The 20,813-nt window shown below is 69.1% G+C and carries 16 protein-coding genes; 6 read left to right on the plus strand and 10 right to left on the minus strand.

Annotated features, from left to right (window positions below):
- The first annotated feature begins 77 nt into the window (after positions 1–77).
- Positions 78–761: a c-type cytochrome gene (locus VO99_RS21800; RefSeq protein WP_046115043.1), complete on the plus strand. Its 684-nt coding sequence runs from the start codon at positions 78–80 to the stop codon at positions 759–761.
- A 70-nt stretch (positions 762–831) separates the two neighbouring features.
- Here the strand turns inward: VO99_RS21800 and glgA are convergent, their stop codons facing one another.
- Positions 832–2,361, minus strand: coding sequence for a glycogen synthase GlgA (gene glgA, locus VO99_RS21805; RefSeq protein WP_046115044.1), 1,530 nt, complete (start codon positions 2,359–2,361; stop codon positions 832–834).
- Positions 2,358–3,623, minus strand: a complete 1,266-nt coding sequence (glgC, locus tag VO99_RS21810; RefSeq protein WP_046115045.1) for a glucose-1-phosphate adenylyltransferase — start codon at positions 3,621–3,623, stop codon at positions 2,358–2,360. The genes glgA and glgC overlap by 4 nt, the downstream gene beginning before the upstream one ends.
- Before the next feature lie 270 nt (positions 3,624–3,893).
- Here glgC and VO99_RS21815 point away from each other — a divergent pair, with 270 nt between their 5' ends.
- The 5 genes from VO99_RS21815 (at position 3,894) to VO99_RS21835 (ending at position 13,848) form a co-directional block, all read left to right on the plus strand.
- Complete coding sequence (locus tag VO99_RS21815; RefSeq protein WP_046115046.1) at positions 3,894–6,326, plus strand: glycogen/starch/alpha-glucan phosphorylase; 2,433 nt, start codon at positions 3,894–3,896, stop codon at positions 6,324–6,326.
- 9 nt (positions 6,327–6,335) lie between these two features.
- On the plus strand, positions 6,336–8,534 hold the full coding sequence (gene glgB, locus VO99_RS21820; RefSeq protein ID WP_046115047.1) for a 1,4-alpha-glucan branching protein GlgB: 2,199 nt from the start codon (positions 6,336–6,338) through the stop codon (positions 8,532–8,534).
- The gene (glgX, locus tag VO99_RS21825) at positions 8,534–10,597 is read left to right on the plus strand and encodes a glycogen debranching protein GlgX (RefSeq protein ID WP_046115048.1); all 2,064 of its coding nucleotides are present in this window, start codon (positions 8,534–8,536) and stop codon (positions 10,595–10,597) included. The genes glgB and glgX overlap by 1 nt, the downstream gene beginning before the upstream one ends.
- Positions 10,598–10,618: 21 nt before the next feature.
- Positions 10,619–12,130 carry a 4-alpha-glucanotransferase gene (malQ, locus tag VO99_RS21830; protein WP_046115049.1) on the plus strand — a complete coding sequence of 504 codons (1,512 nt, stop codon included), beginning with the start codon at positions 10,619–10,621 and terminating at the stop codon, positions 12,128–12,130.
- Positions 12,131–12,228: 98 nt separating this feature from the next.
- Positions 12,229–13,848 (plus strand): ABC transporter substrate-binding protein, encoded by a 1,620-nt coding sequence (locus VO99_RS21835; RefSeq protein WP_310733667.1) that lies wholly within the window; start codon positions 12,229–12,231, stop codon positions 13,846–13,848.
- Between the two features lie 6 nt (positions 13,849–13,854).
- Here VO99_RS21835 and VO99_RS21840 read toward each other — a convergent pair whose 3' ends face one another.
- From VO99_RS21840 to VO99_RS21875, 8 genes are all read right to left on the minus strand, one after another.
- Positions 13,855–14,238: a response regulator gene (locus tag VO99_RS21840; protein ID WP_310733668.1), complete on the minus strand. Its 384-nt coding sequence runs from the start codon at positions 14,236–14,238 to the stop codon at positions 13,855–13,857.
- Positions 14,239–14,346: 108 nt separating this feature from the next.
- Positions 14,347–14,865, minus strand: coding sequence for a GspH/FimT family pseudopilin (locus VO99_RS21845; protein WP_046115050.1), 519 nt, complete (start codon positions 14,863–14,865; stop codon positions 14,347–14,349).
- A 5-nt stretch (positions 14,866–14,870) separates the two neighbouring features.
- Positions 14,871–15,629, minus strand: coding sequence for a flagellar brake protein (locus VO99_RS21850; RefSeq protein ID WP_046115051.1), 759 nt, complete (start codon positions 15,627–15,629; stop codon positions 14,871–14,873).
- Between the two features lie 22 nt (positions 15,630–15,651).
- Positions 15,652–15,951, minus strand: coding sequence for a flagellar protein FliT (locus VO99_RS21855; protein WP_046115099.1), 300 nt, complete (start codon positions 15,949–15,951; stop codon positions 15,652–15,654).
- Between the two features lie 38 nt (positions 15,952–15,989).
- Complete coding sequence (gene fliS / locus VO99_RS21860) at positions 15,990–16,433, minus strand: flagellar export chaperone FliS (RefSeq protein WP_046115052.1); 444 nt, start codon at positions 16,431–16,433, stop codon at positions 15,990–15,992.
- A gap of 109 nt (positions 16,434–16,542) precedes the next feature.
- Positions 16,543–17,979: a flagellar filament capping protein FliD gene (gene fliD / locus VO99_RS21865; RefSeq protein WP_046115053.1), complete on the minus strand. Its 1,437-nt coding sequence runs from the start codon at positions 17,977–17,979 to the stop codon at positions 16,543–16,545.
- Between the two features lie 115 nt (positions 17,980–18,094).
- Positions 18,095–19,294, minus strand: coding sequence for a flagellin (locus VO99_RS21870; RefSeq protein WP_046115054.1), 1,200 nt, complete (start codon positions 19,292–19,294; stop codon positions 18,095–18,097).
- A 218-nt stretch (positions 19,295–19,512) separates the two neighbouring features.
- Positions 19,513–20,709: a flagellin N-terminal helical domain-containing protein gene (locus VO99_RS21875; protein ID WP_046115055.1), complete on the minus strand. Its 1,197-nt coding sequence runs from the start codon at positions 20,707–20,709 to the stop codon at positions 19,513–19,515.
- Positions 20,710–20,813 lie beyond the last annotated feature (104 nt).

Genomic DNA, 20,813 nt, shown 5'->3' on the forward strand with positions numbered 1-20,813 from the left:
AGGGTTCGGGCCAGTATAAGGGTCGCCCTATAATCGCCGGCTGAACTCAAGCCCCTAGCCACAGCTTCGCATTACCGATGAACAAAGCCCAATCCTCGCTGCTCGTGCTGGCCCTGTCCGGCATCGTTACGGCGGCCTCCGCCCAGGACATCAAGCCCGACGCGGCCGCCGGCGCGAAGAAGGTGGCGATGTGCATCGGCTGCCATGGCATCCCCGAGTACAAGGCCGCTTTCCCCGAGCAGCACCTGGTGCCGATGATCTCCGGCCAGGGTGCCAAGTACATCGTCGCCGCGTTGAACGGCTACAAGGCCGGTGACCGCAAGCACCCGACGATGCGCGGCATCGCCGCCACGCTGACCGACCAGGATATCGCCGACGTCGCCGCCTATTACGAAGGCCATGTCTCCGATCCGAAGCCGGTGGCGCCGGAGCAGCCGGCCGTCAAGCCGCGCCCCGAAGTGGCGGAGCTGCTGACCAAGGGTGCCTGCGTGTCCTGTCACGGCGCCAACTTCTCCAAGCCCATCGACGGCAGCTACCCGAAGATCGCGGGCCAGTTCTCCGACTACCTGTACGTGGCGCTCAAGGCCTACAAGACCACCAACAACTCGCTCATCGGCCGCAACAACGCCATCATGGCCGGCCAGGTGAAGCAGTTCAGCAATGCCGAGCTGAAGGCCATGGCCGACTACATCGGCTCGCTGCCCGGCGAGCTGCAGACCCGCCCGGAGTCGCGCTTCCGCTTCGCCTCCAAGGGCAACTGACCCGATCCGTCGCCTGAATGAAGAAGCCGCCTCTTGCAGGCGGCTTTTTTGTGTCCCGCGCGCGGGGTTGTCAGCCTTCCGGCACGCCGCGGGGTGCGCTGGCGCGTGCGGCGATGGCGTCGCGGTACAGCGCCAGGTACTGCTGCGCCGGGCCGTCCCACGAGAAATTGCAGGCCATCGCGCGGCGGCGCATCTGCTGCCAGGTCACCGGCTCGACGAACACGTCGCAGGCGCGGTGGATGGCGCCTTCCAGCGCCGGGCCACTGGCCGCATCGAACATGAAGCCGGTGGCGCGGTCCTCGGCCAGGGCCTCGGGCGTGGCATCCACCACCGTGTCGGCCAGGCCGCCCACGCGGCGCACCACCGGCAGCGCGCCGTAGCGCTGGGCGTACATCTGCGTCAGGCCGCAGGGCTCGAAGCGCGAGGGCACCAGCACCAGGTCGGCACCCGCCATCACGCGGTGGGCCAGCGCTTCGTCATAGGCCAGCTTGACGCCCACCTGGCCGGCATGCGCCTGCTGCGCCATGCGGAAGGCGGCCTCCAGCGCCGGGTCGCCATTGCCCTGCAGCACCAGCTGACCGCCACGCTGCAGCAGCGCGGGCAGGGCGGCCAGCACCAGGTCCAGGCCCTTCTGCGAGGTTAGCCGGCTGACCACGCCGCACAGCGGGCCGGCAGCCTTGGTGTCCAGCCCCATCTCCTGCTGCAGCGCGCGCTTGCAGGCGGCCTTGCCGGCGCTCACCGTTTCGGCATCGAAGCGGGTGGCCAGGCCGGGGTCTTCCACCGGATTCCACAAGGCCTCGTCGATGCCGTTGATGATGCCGTGCACGTCGCTGCCGCGGCCGCGGATCACGCCGTCCAGCCCGAAGCCGTGTTCCAGCGTGGCGATCTCGCGGGCATAACCGGGGCTCACGGTGGTCACCCGGTCGGCGAACTTCAGGCCGGCCTTCATGAACGACACCTGGCCATGGAACTCCAGCCCAGCGGGCGACATGAAGCGCGACGACAGGCCCAGCCAGGGAAAGTCCGCCGTGGGAAACAGCCCCTGGTAGGCCAGGTTGTGCACGGTGTAGACCGAGGCTGCCGCGGTGGGCGGATGGCCGGCCACGTAGGCGCAGGCCATGCCCGCATGCCAGTCATGCGCATGCATCACGTCAGGCGTCCAGGCCAGGTCCAGCTCGCCGGCGGCCAGGTGGGCGGCCACCCAGCCCAGCATCGCGAAGCGCTGCAGGTTGTCCTGCCACTCCAGGCCGCGGCTGTCCTGGTAGGGGCCGCCGCCGCGGCGGTACAGGTAGGGCGCGTCGATGAAGTACACCGGCACGCCGGTGCCGGGCATGCGGCCCAGCATCAGGCTCACCCGCCCGGCGCCGAACAGCGCACCGAGATCGAGCACCCGCTGCGGCGACTGGATGGCCGCCACCATCTGCGGCAGGCCGGGCACCAGCAGCCGCACGTCGGCACCGGCGGCGATCAGGGCCGGCGGCAGGGCCGCCACCACGTCGGCGAGGCCACCGGTCTTGACCAGCGGAAACACCTCCGCCGCCACATGCAGCACTTTCAGCGGCGCCGCCTGCGCGGCCACCGCATCTTGCGGTCGGCTCATTGCAAGGCCGCCAGCATGTCCCGGGTGACGAGCACCACGCCTCCTTCACTGCGCAGGAACCTGCGCGCATCTTCTTCAGGGTTCTCGCCGATCACCATGCCGTCGGGGATGTGGCAGCCGCGGTCGATGATGACCTTGGTCAGGCGCGCGCCGCGGCCCACCTGCACGTCGGGCAGCAGCACCGACCAGTGCACCTTGGAATGCGAATGCACCCGCACGCCCGAATACAGCACCGTGCGCCGCACCTCGCCCGAGACGATGCAGCCGCCCGAGACCAGCGACTCGATGGCCACGCCGCGGCGGTCGCCCATGTCATGCACGAACTTGGCCGGCGGCAGCTGCGGCTGGTAGGTCCAGATCGGCCACTTGGTGTCGTACAGGTCGAGCTTGGGCACGGTGGCGGTGAGGTCGATGTTGGCGTCCCAGTAGGCGTCCAGCGTGCCCACGTCGCGCCAGTAGGCTTCCTCGCCATGCAGCGCGCCCACGCAGCTCATGTCGAACGGATGGGCCACCGCGTTGCCGTTGGCCACCGCGCGCGGAATGATGTCCTTGCCGAAGTCGTGCGAGGAGTCGGGGTCGGCCATGTCGCGCTCCAGTTCCTTGAACAGGTAGCGCGCATTGAAGATGTAGATGCCCATGCTGGCCAGCGAGCGGTCCGGCTTGCCGGGCATGGCGGGCGGGTCGGCGGGCTTCTCGATGAAGTCGAGGATCTGGCGCTTGTCGTCGATGTGCATCACGCCGAACGCCGAGGCTTCCTCGCGCGGCACCTCGATGCAGCCCACCGTGCAGTCCCGGCCCTGCTCCACATGGTCGGCCAGCATCAGCGCGTAGTTCATCTTGTAGACATGGTCGCCGGCCAGCACCACGATGTAGTCGGCCTTGTAGCTGGCGATGATGTCCTGGTTCTGGTAGACGGCGTCCGCCGTGCCGCGGTACCAGCTTTCCTCGTCCACCCGCTGCTGCGCCGGCAGCAGGTCCACGAACTCGTTGATCTCCGGCTTCAGGAAGGCCCAGCCGCGCTGCAGGTGGCGCATCAGGCTGTGGCTCTTGTACTGGGTGATGACGCCGATGCGGCGGATGCCGGAGTTCAGGCAGTTGGACAGCGCAAAGTCGATGATGCGGAACTTGCCGCCGAAGTACACGCCGGGCTTGGCGCGGCGGTCGGTCAGGTTCTTCAGGCGGCTGCCCCGGCCGCCGGCCAGGACCAGCGCCACGGCGCGCTTGGGGAGATCGAAGTTGCGTGCGACATCGTGCTGAGCCATTGGGAAGTCTCCCGTATCTGTGTTTTGGCGGAACCGTTGACTGCGATGTACTGCTAGTGGAACTGGGAACTGCTACTGAATGGATAAGATGAACACAAGCGCACGGGGCGCCCGTTTGCAGGATAGCGCGGTGACAAACCGGTTGCATCTGCGACAAAGCGCACTGTTCACGTTGCGTCCCCGCTGCGCCTGCAAACCATTCCAGCATGAAACCCGGCCGGAATTTTGCAGGTGCTCCCAAAATCGCGGCCTCCTGAGGAGCTCAGACTGATGAAACCCACCACCCCCGAAACCGACCTGGCGGCGGCCACCGAACGGCACCTGCTGAACACGGTCGGCGTCGCGCCCGAGCAGGCCGGCGCGCCCGAAGTGCTCCAGGCCGTCTCCCAGGCCGTGCGCGAACAGCTCTCGCAACGCTGGGTGCGTACCCAGGCCGCCGACCGCGCCACCAAGGCCCGGCGCGTGTACTACCTGTCGATGGAATTCCTGATCGGCCGCACCTTCGGCAATGCGCTGCATTCGCTGGGGCTGCAGGGCGACGCCGCCGCGGCCGCCGAGAAGCACGCCAAGACGCTGGAAGACCTGGCCGCCGGCGAGCCCGATGCGGCACTGGGCAACGGCGGCCTGGGCCGCCTGGCCGCCTGCTTCCTCGATTCGATGGCCACGCTGGGCCTGCCCTCGTTCGGCTACGGCATCCGCTACGAATACGGCATGTTCGCCCAGTCGATCCAGGGCGGCCGGCAGGTGGAGCACCCCGACTCCTGGCTGGAGAACGGCACGCCCTGGGAATTCCCGCGGGCCGGCGTGGCCTACCCGGTGCGCTTCGGCGGCTGGGTGGAGCAGCCGGCGCTGCCCGGCGGCAAGGCCCAGTGGCGCCCCGCGGCCGAGGTCAATGCCAAGGCCTACGACATGGTCATCCCCGGCCACGGCACCGACAAGGTGAGCACCCTGCGGCTGTGGAAGGCCGTGGCGCCTGCGCACATCGACCTGCATGCCTTCAACTCCGGCGACTACGCCCGCGCCGCGGAGGTGAAGAACGAGTTCGAGAACATCTCCTGGGTGCTGTACCCCAACGACAGCACGCCGGCCGGCCGCGAGCTGCGGCTGCGCCAGGAGTACTTCTTCACCTCCGCCTCCATCCAGGACATCCTGGGCCGCCACCTGGAAGAGCACCCGACGCTCGACAACCTGCACGAGAAGGTGGCCATCCACCTGAACGACACGCACCCGGCCATCGGCGTGGCCGAGCTGATGCGGCTGCTGGTGGACGAGCACGGCTTTGCCTGGGAAGCGGCCTGGAAGATCACCCAGCGCACCTTCTCGTACACCAACCACACGCTGATGCCCGAGGCGCTGGAGACCTGGGCGGTGGACCTGATGCACCACGTGCTGCCGCGGCACCTGGACATCATCTTCCGCATCAACCACGACTTCCTCGCCTTCGCGGCCAGCAAGAAGCCCGACGACGTGGAGTTCCTGCGCCGGCTGTCGCTGGTGTCCGAAGGCGGCGAGAAGCGCGTGCGCATGGCCAACCTGTCCATCGTGGGCAGCCACATGGTCAACGGCGTGTCGCAGCTGCACTCCGACCTGCTGGTGCAGACCATCTTCTCGGACTTCGCCTACCTGTGGCCCGAGCGCTTCTGCAACATGACCAACGGCGTCACCCCGCGCCGCTGGCTGGCGCAGGCCAACCCCAAGCTCAGCGGCCTGCTGGACCAGACGCTGGGCCAGGGCTGGCGCCTGGACCTGGACGAGCTGGCGAAGCTGAAGACGGTCGGCGACAGCAGCAGCTTCCGCATCGCCTTCGCCGAGGCCAAGCAGCACAACAAGTCGCGCCTGGCCGCGCTGCTGGACAAGACCGTCGGCCTGCGGGTGGACCCCACCAGCCTGTTCGACGTGCAGGTCAAGCGCATCCACGAATACAAGCGCCAGCTGCTGAACCTGCTGCACGTCATCACGCGCTACCAGGAGATCCTGGACAACCCGAATGCCGACTGGCAGCCGCGCACGGTGATCTTCGCGGGCAAGGCGGCTTCGTCGTACCACATGGCCAAGCAGATCATCCGGCTGATTCACGACGTGGCCGCGGTGGTCAACAACGACCGCCGCGTGGGCGACCGGCTGAAGCTGGCCTTCATCCCGAACTACGGCGTGTCGGTGGCCGAGATCATCATGCCGGGCGCCGACCTGTCGGAGCAGATCTCCACCGCCGGCACCGAAGCCTCCGGCACCGGCAACATGAAGCTGGCCCTCAACGGCGCGCTGACCATCGGCACGCTGGACGGCGCCAACATCGAGATCGGCCAGGCCGTGGGCGACGACAACATCTTCATCTTCGGCCTGCGCACGCCCGAGGTGGAAGCGCAGCGGCGCGCCGGCTACCAGCCGATGCGCATCTACGAGGAGAACGCGCGGCTGAAGTCAGTGCTGGACAGCATCGCCTCCGGCGCCTTCTCGCCGGACGAGCCGGACCGCTACCGCGGCGTGGTGGATGCGCTGCTGTGGGGCGGCGACCACTACTTCCTGCTGGCCGACTACGACTCCTACGTGAAGACGCAGCTGCAGGTGGATGCGCGCTTCCGCGACCGCGATGCCTGGGCTCGCAGCGCCATCGCCAACGTGGCTGGCATGGGTCCGTTCTCGGCCGACCGCACCATCGGCCAATACGCCCAGGACATCTGGCAAGTGCAACCGCGCCGCTGATACACGACCATGCTCACAGACAACGATATCGAGCGGCTGCGCAGTGGCCGCCACGGAGACCCTTTTGCCGTGCTCGGCCGGCATGAGGACACCAGCGGCCCGCAATCGCGGGTGTGGATGCGGGCCTGGCTGCCTGGCGCGCAGGCGGTGGCGGTGCTGGACGCGGCCAGCGGCCAGTCGGTCGGCGTGCTGGCGCCGCGGCTGGCCGACGGCTTCTTCGAAGGCCAGTTCGCCAGCCTGCCCACCGACTACCGCTTCCAGGTGCAGTGGCATGGCGGCGTGCAGTCGGTCGTCGACGATCCGTACCGCTTCCCGCTGCTGCTGGGCGACACCGACGTGTGGCTGCTGGCCGAGGGCACGCACCTGCGGCCCTTCGAGGTGCTGGGCGCGCTGCCGCGCACGCTGCTGGGCGTGGAGGGCACGGCCTTCGCGGTGTGGGCGCCGAATGCCCAGCGCGTGAGCGTGGTGGGCGACTTCAACCACTGGAACGGCAGCGCCCATCCCATGCGGCTGCGCACCGAATGCGGCGTGTGGGAGCTGTTCCTGCCGGCGGTGCAGCCCGGCGCGCGCTACAAGTTCGAGCTGGTCGACCGCCATGGCCACCTGCTGCCGCAGAAGGCCGACCCCTATGCCCGCGCGGCCGAGCTGCGGCCGGCCACCGCCAGCGTGGTGGCGCCGATGCAGCCGGTGCAGCCACCCTCGGCCCAGCGCCAGCTGGCCAATGCGCTGGATGCGCCGGTGAGCATCTACGAGGTGCACCTGGGCTCGTGGAAGCGCCGGCCCGAGGAAGGCAACCGCTGGCTCACCTGGGACGAGCTGGCCGACCAGCTGCTGCCCTACGCGCAGGACATGGGCTTCACCCACCTGGAGCTGCTGCCGGTCAGCGAGCATCCGTTCGACGGCTCCTGGGGCTACCAGCCGGTGGGCCTGTATGCGCCCACCGCGCGCTTCGATGCGCCGGGCGAAGGTCCGGGCGGCTTCGACCGCTTCGTGGCCCGCGCCCATGGGCTGGGCCTGGGCGTCATCGTCGACTGGGTGCCCGCGCACTTCCCGAGCGACGCGCACGGCCTGGCGCAGTTCGATGGCACCCACCTCTACGAGCATGCCGATCCGCGCGAAGGCTTCCACCAGGACTGGAACACGCTGATCTACAACTTCGGCCGCGCCGAGGTGCGCAATTTCCTGGTGGGCAATGCGCTGTACTGGCTGGAGCGGCACAACGTCGACGGCCTGCGGGTGGATGCGGTGGCTTCCATGCTCTACCGCGACTACAGCCGCAAGCACGGCGAGTGGGTGCCCAACGAATTCGGCGGCCGCGAGAACCTGGAGGCCATCGGCTTCCTCAAGCGGCTGAACGAGGTGGTGGGCGTGGAGCGGCCGCAGGGCGTGACCATCGCCGAGGAATCGACCGCCTTCCCGGCGGTGTCGCGGCCGGTGTATGCCGGCGGCCTGGGCTTCCACTACAAGTGGAACATGGGCTGGATGCACGACACGCTGCACTACTTCGGCCGTGATCCGCTGTACCGCAAGTACCACCATGGCGAGGTGACCTTCAGCCTGGTGTATGCCTTCAACGAGAACTTCGTGCTGCCGCTGTCGCACGACGAGGTGGTGCACGGCAAGGGATCCATCCTGGCGCGCATGCCGGGCGACCGCTGGCAGCAGTTCGCCAACCTGCGCTCGTACTACGGCTTCATGTTCGGCCACCCGGGCAAGAAGCTGCTGTTCATGGGCTGCGAGTTCGGCCAGCAACGCGAGTGGAACCACGAGTCCAGCCTGGACTGGCACCTGCTGGACGACCCGATGCACCGCGGCGTGCAGAGCCTGGTGCGCGACCTGAACCGGCTGTACGCCACCACGCCCGCGCTGCACCAGCGCGACTTCACCGGCGACGGCTTCGAGTGGCTGGACCACCAGGACGCCCAGCATTCGGTGCTGAGCTTCGTGCGGCGCGACGCCGATGGCGGCTTCATCGTGGTGGTGTGCAACTTCACGCCCACCGTGCATGAAGGCTGGCGCCTGGGCGTGCCCCAGGCCGGCCATTACCGCGAGGTGCTCAACACCGACGCCGCGGCCTATGGCGGCAGCAACGTGGGCACGCCCTTCGGTGCGGCCGCGTCGGAGCCGGTGGCCTGGCATGGCCGCGAGCATTCGGTGCTGCTGACCCTGCCGCCGCTGGCCACCGTGTTCCTCACGCTGGCACCGTGATGGCCGCACCCACCGAGGGCCGGCTGCAGCCCGGCCGGCCCTGGCCGCTGGGCGCCACGGCCGAGGCCGGCGGCGTGAACTTCGCGGTGCCTTCGGCGCATGCGGAGGCGATGCTGCTGTGCCTGTTCGACGATGCCGGCCAGGTGGAGCTGCAGCGGCTGCCACTGCCGGCGCGCACCGGCGACGTGTGGCACGGCTTCCTGCCCGGCGCGGCGGCCGGCCTGGTGTACGGCTACCGTGCCCACGGGCCCTGGCAGCCGGCGGCCGGCCAGCGCTTCAACGACCTCAAGCTGCTGCTGGACCCCTGGGCGCGCGAGATCGTCGGCCGCCACCAGTGGCGCCAGGAGAACGTGGGCGCCGACCCACGCGACAACGCCACCTTCGCATTGAAGGCCCGCGTGCTGCCGGCCGACGACGGCTTCGACTGGCAAGGCGACCGCCGGCTGCACACGCCGCTGGCCGACACCGTGCTGTACGAGCTGCATGTCAAGGGCTTCACCCGCCAGCATCCGGGCGTGCCTGCGGAGCAGCGCGGCACCTATGCCGGCCTGGCCAGCGACGCGGCGGTGGCCCACCTCAAGCGCCTGGGCGTCAGCGCCGTGAGCCTGCTGCCGGTGCACCAGCACATCGACGAAGAGCGGCTGGTGGCGATGGGCCTGAGCAACTACTGGGGCTACAACACCATCGGCTTCTTCGCGCCCGAGCCCTCGTATGCGGCCACGCCCGACGCGCGCACCGAGTTCCGCCAGATGGTGCGCCGGCTGCATGCCGAAGGCATCGAGGTCATCCTCGACGTGGTGTTCAACCACAGCGCCGAGACCGACGAGCACGGCCCCACCATCAGCTTCCGCGGGCTGGACAACGCCGGCTGGTACCGGCTGCGCCACGAGAGCCGCGCGCTCTACGAGAACGACACCGGCTGCGGCAACACGCTGGACATCCGCCAGCCCCGTGTGCTGCAGCTGGTGATGGACAGCCTGCGCTGGTGGGTGGGCGAGATGCACGTCGACGGCTTCCGCTTCGACCTGGCGCCGGTGCTGGGCCGCGGGAATCACGGCTTCGACCGCGACGGCGCGTTTTTCATGGCCTTGCGGCAAGACCCGCTGCTGCAGGGCGTCAAGCTGATCGCCGAGCCCTGGGACATCGGCCCCGGCGGCTACCAGCTGGGCCAGTTCCCGGCCGGCTGGCTGGAGTGGAACGACAAGTTCCGCGACACCATGCGCGCCTTCTGGCTGGGCCATCCGGCGCACCGGGGCGATTTCGCGCGACGGCTGGCCGGCTCGGCCGACCTGTTCCACCAGCGCGGCCGCGCGCCGGGCGAGGGCGTGAACTACGTGGTCTCGCACGACGGCTTCACCCTGCGCGACCTGCTCACCTACGAGCAGCGCCGCAACCAGGCCAATGGCGAGGACAACCGCGACGGCCACGGCCACAACCTGGGCTGGAACTGCGGCCAGGAGGGCGAGACCGACGATGCCGCCGTGCAGGAACGCCGCGCCCGCCTGGCGCGGGCGCTGCTGGCCACGGTGCTGCTGGCCCAGGGCACGCCGATGATCGCCGCCGGCGACGAACTGGGCCACACCCAGGACGGGAACAACAATCCCTACTGCCAGGACAACGCCATCACCTGGATCGACTGGGCCGCCGCCGACGAAGCGCTGATCGACTTCACCGCCCGGCTGATCGGCCTGCGCCGCACGCTGCTGCCGCTGGGCGAGCGCTGGTACAGCGGCTTTCCCGATGCCGAGGGCCAGCCCGACCTGGCCTGGTTCGGTGCCGACGGCCGGCCGCTGGGTGCGGCCCAGTGGCACGACGGCGACGCCCGTGCGCTGGGCGCCTGGATCGGCCAGCCGGGCCGGGCGCAGGCACCGCTGCTGCTGCTGGTCAATGCCGATGCGGACGACACCGCCTTCGTGCTGCCCGAGGCGCCGGCGGGCTGGCAGCGGCTGCTGGACACGGCCGAGACGGCCACGGGCACGCAGCCTGCCCCTGCGCCGGCAGCGTCGCCGCTGCGCGTGCGCGGCCGCAGCCTGGTGCTGCTGGCCGCCACCCCCGCCCCCTAAACCCCGCTCAAGCTGCCCACGATGCGCCTTCCCCGACTTTCCGGCGTCCTGCTCCACCCCACCTCGCTGCCCGGCCCGCATGGCAGCGGCGACCTGGGCCCCGCCGCCCGCCACTTCGTCGACTGGCTGCACGGTGCCGGCCAGTCGCTGTGGCAGATCCTGCCGCTGGGCGGCATCGGTCCCGGCAACTCGCCCTACATGAGCAGCAGCGCCTTCGCCGGCAACCTGCTGCTGATCGACCTGGACGAGCTGCGCCAGCACGGCTGGCTGACCGAGGCCGACCTGGCGCCGGAGGCGGTGTTCGACGCCCGCCGCATCGACTTCGAGGCGCTGGTGCCCTACCGCATGGCGCGGCTGGCCCGTGCGGCGCGCCACTTCGCGGCCGCGCCCGGCGCCCATGCCGCGGCGTACCAGCAGTTCCGGGCCAGCCATGCCAGCTGGCTGGCCGACTATTCGCTGTTCATGACGCTGTGGGAGCACCACGGCTTCATCGACTGGACCGACTGGCCCGCGCCGCTGCGCCGCCGCGAGCCCGCTGCGCTGGAGCAAGCCCGCTTGCAGCATGCCGAGCGCATCGGCTTCTACGAGTTCTGCCAGTGGAGCTTCTTCCGCCAGTGGAAGGCGCTGCGGGCCTATGCCAACCAGCGCGGCGTGCAGATCATGGGCGACGCGCCCATCTTCATCGCCCACCAGAGCGCCGAGGTGTGGGCGCGGCAGGAGCTGTTCGAGCTGGACGACGGCGGCCGCCCCACCGCGGTGGCCGGCGTGCCGCCGGATTTCTTCAGCGAGACCGGCCAGCGCTGGGGCAACCCGCTGTACCGCTGGAGCGCGCATGCGGCCGAGGGCTATGCCTGGTGGACCGAGCGCATCCGCCGCATCTTCGAGATGACCGACCTGGTGCGCATCGACCATTTCCGCGGCTTCGCCGGCTACTGGGAGATCCCGGCCGACGAGCCCACCGCCATCAATGGCCAGTGGAAGCCGGGCCCGGGCGCCGCGCTGTTCGATGCGGTGGCCGCCGCGCTGGGGCCGCTGCCCATCGTGGCCGAGGACCTGGGCGTCATCACGCCGGACGTGGTGGAACTGCGCCAGCGCTTCAAGTTCCCGGGCATGCTGATCCTGCAGTTCGCCTTCGGCGGCGGCAGCGACAACACCTACCTGCCGCACAACCACACGCCCGACAGCGTGGTGTACACCGGCACCCACGACAACAACACCACGCTGGGCTGGTGGCACGAGGCCGGCGAGGCCGAGCGCCACCATGCCCGCAGCTACCTGGCCACCGACAGCGCCCACATCCTGCCGGCCATGCTGCGCACCGCCGCCGCCTCGGTGGCCGACACCGCCATCTTCCCGATGCAGGACGTGCTGGGCCTGGGTGCCGAGGCCCGCATGAACGTGCCCGGCGTGGGCGACGGCGCCTGGGCCTGGCGCTTCGAATGGAGCCAGGTGCGGCCGGAGCACGGCCAGGCATTGCACGAACTTTGCAAGCAGTACGGCCGGCTGCGCAGTTCACCGCAGCCCAAGCGGTAGCACGTTCGGGGTCTGCAGCCAACGCATGAAGTTCCTCGCGGGCCGAGGATGCAGCCGCCCTAGACTGCCCCTCGCTCACAACCCACAGGAGCTACACGATGATGCCAATCCTCTCGCGTACTGGCCGCGGGCGCACGCCCGCGGCCCTCGCGGCAGCCGCCGGCCTTGCACTGGCGATGCTGCTGCCCCTGCAGCTGCAGGCGCAGACGCTGCGATGGTCCTCTGCCGGCGATCCGCTGACGCTGGACCCCTATGCGCAGAACGAGTCGCTGACCAACGCCATCAACGGGCAGGTGTATGAGTTCCTGGTGGCGCGCGACAAGCAGCTCAACATCGTGCCGCAGCTGGCCACCGAATGGCGCCAGGACGGCCCGCTGAAATGGATCTTCAAGCTGCGGCCGGGCGTCAAGTTCCATGACGGCCGGCCCTTCACCGCCGACGACGTGGTGTTCTCGGTGGAGCGCGCCAAGCAGCCCACCTCGCAGATCGCGGTGTATGCCAATGCCATGGGCACGGTGCGCAAGATCGACGACCTGACGGTGGAGTTCACCACGCCGCAGTTCGAGCCCATCTTCCTGCAGAAGCTCAACACCATCTACATCATGAGCAAGGGTTGGGCGGAGCAGAACAACGCCACCGTCACGCAGAACTTCGCCGCCAAGGAAGAGGCCTTCGCCGCCCGCAACATGAACGGCACCGGCCCCTTCATGCTGGTGAGCCGCGCGCCAGGCGTGAAGACGGCCTACAAGCGCAACCCGAACTACTGGGGCCGCATCGAGGGCAACGTGCAGGAGGTGGTGTTCACGCCCATCGCCAGCGGCGCCACCCGCACCGCGGCGCTGATCTCCGGCGAGCTGGACTTCGTGCTCGACCCGCCCCCCACCGACGTGGAGCGCCTGCGCCGCACGCCGGGCGTGAAGATCGTCGACGGGCCGGAGAGCCGCGTCATCTTCATCGGCATGGACCAGGGGCGCGACGAGCTGCTCTACAGCAGCGTCAAGGGCAAGAACCCGCTGAAGGACGTGCGGGTGCGCAAGGCGCTGTACCACGCCATCGACATCGAGACGATCAAGACCAAGCTGATGAACGGCCAGGCCGCGCCCACCGGCGCGCTGGTGCCTTCACCGCTGGCCACCTTCAACGATCCCGAGATCGAGCGCCGCCTGCCCTACGACGTGGAGCTGGCGAAGAAGCTGATGGCCGAGGCCGGCTATCCCGACGGCTTCGAGATCACCTTCGACACGCCGAACGACCGCTACGTGAACGACGAGCGCATCGCCGTGACGCTGGCCTCGCAGTGGGCCCGCATCGGCGTGAAGGTGCGGGTGAACGCGCAGACCAAGTCGCTGTTCTTCAACAAGGTGGAGAAGCTCGATACCTCGATGTACCTGTTCGGCTGGGGCGGCGCCATCACCGATGCCGAGACCACCTTCACCCCCATCTACCGCAACCGCGGCGCCAAGGGTGTGGGCGAGTACAACCGCGGCAACTACGTCGACGACGAGCTGGACGCGCTGGCGGCCGCTTCCAGCAAGGAGCAGGACCCGGCCAAGCGCAAGGCGCTGATCAAGCAGACCATCCTGCGCCACAACGAGCAGGTGCGCCACATTCCGCTGCACCGGCAGTTCATCCCGTGGGCCGCGAGGCCCAACGTGAACGTGGTGCACCGCGCCGACAACTGGCTGGAATGGCAGTGGGTGACGGTGGCCAAGCCCTGAGGCAGGTCAGGCGGCCGGCTTGCCGGCCGCGACCGCCGCGGCGATCTCGGCCAGCAGCGAATCCATCTCTTCCACCTCGAAGGGCTTGGGCAGCGAGCGCACGGTGTCGCCCAGCGTCTCCAGCCCGCGCGTGAGCGCATAGCCGGAGGACAGCACCACCCAGGTGCCCGGCGCCTTGGCCAGCACCGCGCGGGCCAGGTCCACGCCCGACATGGTGGGCAGGCTCACGTCGGTGATGACGACGTCGCAGGGCTGGCGCTCGAAGGCGGCCAGCGCCTCTTCCGCGGTGGCGAACGATTCGACGACACGGTCGTCGGCTTCGAGCAGCAGCCCGATCGTTTCGCGCAACTCGTCGTTGTCCTCGACGTAATAGATCTGCAGCGCAGGCATGGCAAGGGGCCCCGGAAGGGCAGGTGCGGCTAAGGGAAGGGGGGGTTGTAGCACGGCGGCGACATTGTCGCCGCTGGGCGAGCTCCCCAGCCTTGCATGAAGCGCGCCTCAGCAGCGCGGCAGGCCGGGCAGTTCGGCGCCCTGGCCGCAGGCGCGGGCGCGGCCCGAGGGCGCCAGCCGCACCTCGGCGCTGCGGCTGCCCAGGGCCAGTTCGGCCACCAGGCCGGGCTCGGCGCGGCCCAGGCGGCCATCGAACACCGCCTCGTGGCTGCCGGTGAGCTGCACCTGCACATGGGCGCTGCCATCGATGCGGCGCAGCGCGCAGGCCGGCGCCGGCGAGGCGGCGGCGCGGCAGTCGCAGCCGGGCTCATGGCTGACCGCGTAGCACCATTGGGGACCGCCCTGCACGTTGACGTACATCGCGCGGCCGGCCAGCACCGCATCGAAGCGGGCCTGCTGCAGCTCCAGCGCCAGCTGCTCGGTGGCGCCGGCCAGGCGCTGGCGGGCGCTGAAGTCGGTGTAGGAGGGCAGGCCCACGGCCATGAACACCGCCACGATCGCGGCCACCACCAGCAGCTCGATGAGCGTGAGGCCGTCCTGCCGCAGGCGGCGCAGGGCCGTGGGCATGGCCGTCAGTCCAGCGCCAGCAGGCGGCGGCGCTTCTGGGTCTGGTCGATGTAGCGCTGCAGCGCGCGCTGCGCCTCGCCGTCCAGCCCGGTGATCGAGCAGCCCAGGCGCAGCCCGCCGCTCTGCGGATTCAGCGAAGTGACGTGGTGTAGCTGCAGCGTGGCCTCGAAACGCGTGTGGGCATCCAGCTCGATGCGCGCGCCCTGCAGCCGCACGCCCGGGGGCAGTGGCGGCACGTCGTCGGGCAGGAAGATGGCGCAGCCGGTGAGGCTGACGTCCAGCACCCGCAGCGACAGCTGCATGTCCGGCAGGCTGGGGTGGCGCAGGTAGGCGGCCGGCGTGTTGCGGGCCACCGGCCGCACGCGGAAGCTGCTGCGGCGCTGGAAGCGGAACAGCTCCGCCGGGATCTGCGCCTGCAGCGCGCTGGCGCGGTGACCGTGCACCAGCAGCAGCTGCTGCAGGTCGAACTGCAGCTTGACGTTGTCCAGGTAGCCCACCACCGTGGCCTCGCCGGCATCCACCAGGGCCTGCAGCTGCGGGTCGGTGGCATCGGCGCTGAAGCTGATCTTGCGCTGCGCCGCATCCACCGTCCACACGGTGGTGGTGTAGGCGCTGCCATCGGGCGCGCTCAGGTGCACGGTGGCGCCTTCGTCCAGCAGCTCGCGCAGCAGGGCGGCCACTTCCTCGGGCGAGCCGACGCGGAAGTTGTCGCGCTCGTCGCCGGACAGGGCATCGAGCGGTGCGGGCTGGGTGATCTCGGACATGGCGGTGGCGCGGCTGGCGGGCTCAGTGCAGGGTCTGCGACTGTCCGGACATCAGGTTGTCCAGGTCCTCGATCCACGGCTCGGCCAGCACGCGGATCTCGGCGTCGTTGACCAGGATGCGCTGCATGATGCGGGTCTTGAGCTGCATCGATTCGGGCGGCAGCTTCTCGCTGCGGGCCGCATGCTTGAGCTGCGAGATCAGCAGCACGCAGGCGCCTTCGAGCTTGAGCACCTGGTCCCAGTTGCCCGCCCGCGCAGCCTCGAGCATGTCGGCGCTGGCGCGCTCGATGGCTTCGTAGTAGGCGAGCAGCTTGTCATTCATGGTCATTCCGGCGTACGGCCGATCGCAGAAATTGGGAGTCATCGTCCAGACGTGGCCGCGTTGGAAGCCTGCGGTGCGATCGACGCCCAGGCGTCACGCAGAGGTTCGATCAGGCGGCGGCATTCTTCGAGCGCCTGTTCATCGTTGCGCAGGTTCGCCTGCGTCAGCCGCAGCGTGACGTAGGCGTAGAGGTCGTTGAGGTCGGAGGCCAGCGCACCGCCGGCTTCCAGGTTGAGCGAGCCTTTCAGGCCTTCGTCCACGATGCGGGCGGCGCGGCTGATCTCGCGCCCCTTGCGCTCGATGTCGCCGCCCTGCATGGCACCGCGGGCCTGGTCCACGGCGTCCATGAAACCGTCGAACAGCATGGCCACGAGGCGATGCGGATCGGCCACCTCGACGCTCGTGTTCACGCCCACCTTGCGGTACATGTTGGCGACGGAATGCGAGTGGCCGAAGGGCGAAGCGGCGTGCGGTGCGTACATGATGGCTTGGACGTTGGCTGCTGCGATGCCCTGTTATCGGCGTTGCAAAGCGGTGACTTGAACCGTGGCCGGGGCGGAAATCACCTGCTCTTCGCACCTTGCAAGGGCTTCAGGCGTCCTTGTTCCAGGCCGCGATCTGCTGCGTGATGTAGTTGTTCAGCGAGGTCAGGCTGGCCATCTTGGTGTCCAGCGCGCTGTACTGCGCCCGCAGCCGGCGCTCGGTGTCTTCCAGGCGCGCCTCGGCCTTGTCCTGCTCGCTCTGGTTGCGGGCCAGGCTCTTGTTCAGGCCTTCGGTGCGGCTGGTCAATGCGCCTTCGATGCTGAGCACCGAGTCGCTGAACTTGCGCAGCTGCGTGGCGATGCCGCTGCGGCTGTTGTTGGCCAGGTCGGTGGTGGTGAACAGCTTGCGCACCTCCGGCAGGTTGGCGGCCAGGGCCTTGCTGAACTGGGTGTCGTCCACTGCCAGCGTGCCGTCGGACTGCAGCGAGATGCCCACCGACGACAGCGTCTGGTAGACCGAGGAGGCCGGCGAGGAGCCGCCCACCAGGTTGCGCAGCTGGCGCTGCAGCGTCACCGCCGTGCTGTCGCCCTGCAGGTTGCCGGCGGTCTTGGTGGCGTCGTCGTAGCGCGTCTCCGTGGACAGCAGCTTGCTCAGCTCGTTGTAGGCGGTGGTGAAGTCGGTTACCGCCTTCTTGATGCGCTCGGCATCGGCGCTCACGCTGATGCTCACCGGCGCGCTGGTCACCGCGCCCAGGGTCAGGCTCACGCCTTCCACCACGTTGGCCAGCGTGTTGCTGGCCGAGGTGACGGGCAGGCCGTTGATGGTGGCCTCGGCATTGGCGCCGCTCTGGCGCAGCGTGGTGGAGGTGGGCGCGTTGGGCGGATCGAAGGCCAGCGCCGACAGGCCGTTGGCATCGGTGTCGCTGCCGTCGTTGTCGGTGGTGGTGATGCGAAAGCCGTTGGGCTCGCCGGTCTCGCGCGAATTGATCACCAGCCGCGCGCCGCTGGCGTCGTTCAGGATGGAGGCATTGACGCCGCTGCCCAGCGCATTGATCTTGTCGCGCAGCGTGGTCAGGGTGTCGGCGCCGGTCACTTCCACGCTCAGCGACTTGGCGCCGGCGGTGGGGCTGAAGCTGGTGTTGCCGGTGTTCCAGCTGCCCAGCTCGATCTTCATGGTGCCGCCGCCCACGAAGGAGGTGGCGGCCGCGAAGGACTTGCTGCTCACCGACTGCGCAGTGGCCAGCTTCTGCACCGCCACCGCATAGTTGCCGGCGCTGGCGCCGGTGGTGGTGGTCACGCCCACGGTGCTGGCGCTGGTGGAGCTGCCGGACATCGCGTTCCAGGTGCCCAGGCCGGCCAGCGCCACCGAGGCGCTGCGGAAGGCCTCCATCTTGGAGGTGAGCGAGCCGAAGGCCGAGATCTTCGCGTCGATGCCTTCGGCGCGCGTCTCCAGAAGCTCCAGCGGCTTCTTCTCGATCTTCATCAGCCCGCTGATGATTTCTTCGACTTCCAGCCCGCTGCCGATGCCGATGGAGGTGACCGCCATGATGCCGTTCCCTTGTCAAATGCGTGCCCGCAAGGGCACAGGGCCGGCGCCTTGGCCGGCCTTCTGCTCTTCGGTCATCCCCGCGCGGACTTGAAGCCGGGGATGTGACAGGGCGTCAGCCTTGCAGCAGCTGCATCACCTGCTGCGGCAGCTGGTTGGCCTGGGCCACCATCGCGGTGCCGGCCTGCTGCAGGATCTGCGACTTCGACAGGTTGGCCGTCTCGGCCGCGAAGTCCGCGTCCATGATGCGGCCGCGGGCGGCGGAGGTGTTCTCCGACTGCGTCTGGATGTTGGACACGGCGCTCTCGAAGCGGCTCTGCACCGCGCCCAGCGTGGCGCGCGCGCCGTTGATCTGCACCAGCGCGTCGTCGATCTGCTTCATCGCCAGCCAGGCGTCTTCCGGCGTCTCGATGGTCAGGTCGTCGATGCCGGCCGACGAGGTGCCGGCACCGGCGGTGATGCTGCCGCCGGAGATGCCGGTGGTGGCGGCGCTGAAGCCGGTCAGGCTGATGGCCACCGCGCTGCCCGCGGTGTCCAGCTTGTCCGAGCGCAGCTCCACGTCGAAGATGCCGGCGGACGATTGCTTCAGGAATGCGGTCAGGCCGGTGTCGGCCGTCAGGCGGTTGATGGCTTCCACCACCTGGCCCAGGCGTTCCTCGCCGGTGCGGGCGACGGCCAGGTCGTTGAGCGAGAAGTTCACGCCGCTGACGGTGATGGCCAGCGAGCCGTCGGTCACGGCCGACAGCGTGGTGATGCCGCCGGCGGACACGCCCACCTGGCTGGTTTCGCCATACACCACCTTCGACAGGCCGGTGGCCGACGCATTGGTCAGCGCGGCCACGGTGATGACCTCGCCCGAATTGGCGCCCACCTGGAAGGTGGCGGCGGAGAAGCTGCCGTCCAGCAGCTTGGTGCCGTTGAAGCCGGTCTGCTTGGCCACGCGGTCGATTTCATCGCGCAGCTGCGACACCTCGGCCTGCAGCGCGGTGCGGTCCTTCGTGCTGTTGGTGGCGTTGGACGACTGCACCGCCAGCTCACGCATGCGTTGCAGCATGTCGCCGATCTTGCCCAGCGCGCCTTCCGCGGTCTGCGCCAGCGAGATGCCGTCGTTCGCATTGCGGGCGGCCACGTTGAGGCCCCGCACCTGCGTGTTCATGCGCTCGGCGATGGCCAGTCCGGCGGCATCGTCCTTGGCGCTGTTGACCCGGATGCCCGACGACAGCCGTTGCATCGAGGTCATGAGGCTGCTTTGCGAAGCGTTGAGGTTTCGCTGTGCGTTCAGCGACGCGATGTTGGTGTTGATGGTCTGCGGCATCAGGCTCTCCAAGTAGGCCCAGGGATGGGATGCCGGCTTGACTGCCGCGATTCCCCGTGGGACGTGCCCATTGTTCAACCGCGGCCGGTGTGACAAACGGACGAAGAGCGCTGCAAACGGGGTTCAGTTTCCAAATGAGCAGCGCCCCGCGCGGCGAGGCCGGCGGGGCGCTGTGGGGGCGTGGCGAGGCGGCGCGGCGGCCGCCTGCGGGCTTTGGATCAGCCCAGGAGCTGCAGCACCTGCTGCGGCAGCTGGTTGGCCTGGGCGACCATCGCGGTGCCGGCCTGCTGCAGGATCTGCGCCTTCGACAGGTTGGCGGTTTCCGAGGCGAAGTCGGCGTCCACGATGCGGCCGCGGGCAGCCGAGGTGTTCTCCGCCTGCGTCTGGATGTTGGACACGGCGTTCTCGAACCGGCTCTGCACCGCACCCAGCGAGGCACGGGTGCTGTTGACCTGCACCAGCGCGTCGTCGATCTGCTTCATCGCCAGCCAGGCGTCTTCGGCGGTCTCGATGGACAGCTCGTCGATGCCGGCGGCCGAGGTGCCGGCGCCCGAGGTGATGGTGCCGGTGGTCAGGCCGGTGCCCGTGGTGGTGAAGCCGGTCAGGGCCACCGACACGGCCGAGCCGTCCGACAGCGTCTGCTCCGAGCGCAGCTTGACCGCGAAGGTGCCGCCGGCTTCCTTCTCCAGGAAGGCGGTGACGCCGGTGTCCGAGGTCAGGCGGTTGATCGCTTCCACCACCTGGCCCAGGCGCTCTTCGCCGGTGCGGGCGGTCGACAGGTCGCCGATCGAGTAGTTCACGCCGCTCACGGTCACGGCCATCGTGCCGCCGGTGACTTCGGTCAGCGTGGTGATGGAGCCGGCCGAGATGCCGGTCTGGCTGGTGGCGCCGTACACCACCTTCGACAGGCCGTCGGCCGAGGCGTCGGTCATCGCGGCGATGGTGATCACTTCACCCGAATTGGCACCCACCTGGAAGGAGCCGGCGGCGAACGAGCCGTCCAGCAGCTTCTTGCCGTTGAAGCTGGTGTTCTTGGCGACGCGGTCGATTTCATCGCGCAGCTGCACCACTTCGGCCTGCAGCGCCTTGCGGTCGGTGCTGCTGTTGGTGGCGTTGGCCGACTGCACGGCCAGTTCACGCATGCGCTGCAGCATGTCGCCCACCTTGCCCAGCGCGCCTTCAGCGGTCTGTGCCAGGGAGATGCCGTCGTTGGCATTGCGGGCGGCGACGCTCAGGCCGCGGGTCTGGGCGCTCATGCGTTCGGCGATGGCCAGGCCGGCGGCATCGTCCTTGGCGGAATTCACCCGGACACCCGAGGACAGGCGCTGCATCGAGGTGGCAAGGCTGCCTTGCGATGCGTTCAGGTTGCGCTGAGCCGTCATCGAGGCGACGTTGGTATTGATGGTCATGGCCATGGGGACACACTCCTAATGATGATGAGATCCCGGCGCGGGCGCCGGATTTGCCTCGTCTGGCGGAGGAGACCTCCATCAGCCGTGCCGGCTGCCTGCCGATATCC

Source organism: Aquincola tertiaricarbonis (assembly GCF_000969605.1).
Taxonomy (GTDB): domain Bacteria; phylum Pseudomonadota; class Gammaproteobacteria; order Burkholderiales; family Burkholderiaceae_C; genus Aquincola; species Aquincola tertiaricarbonis.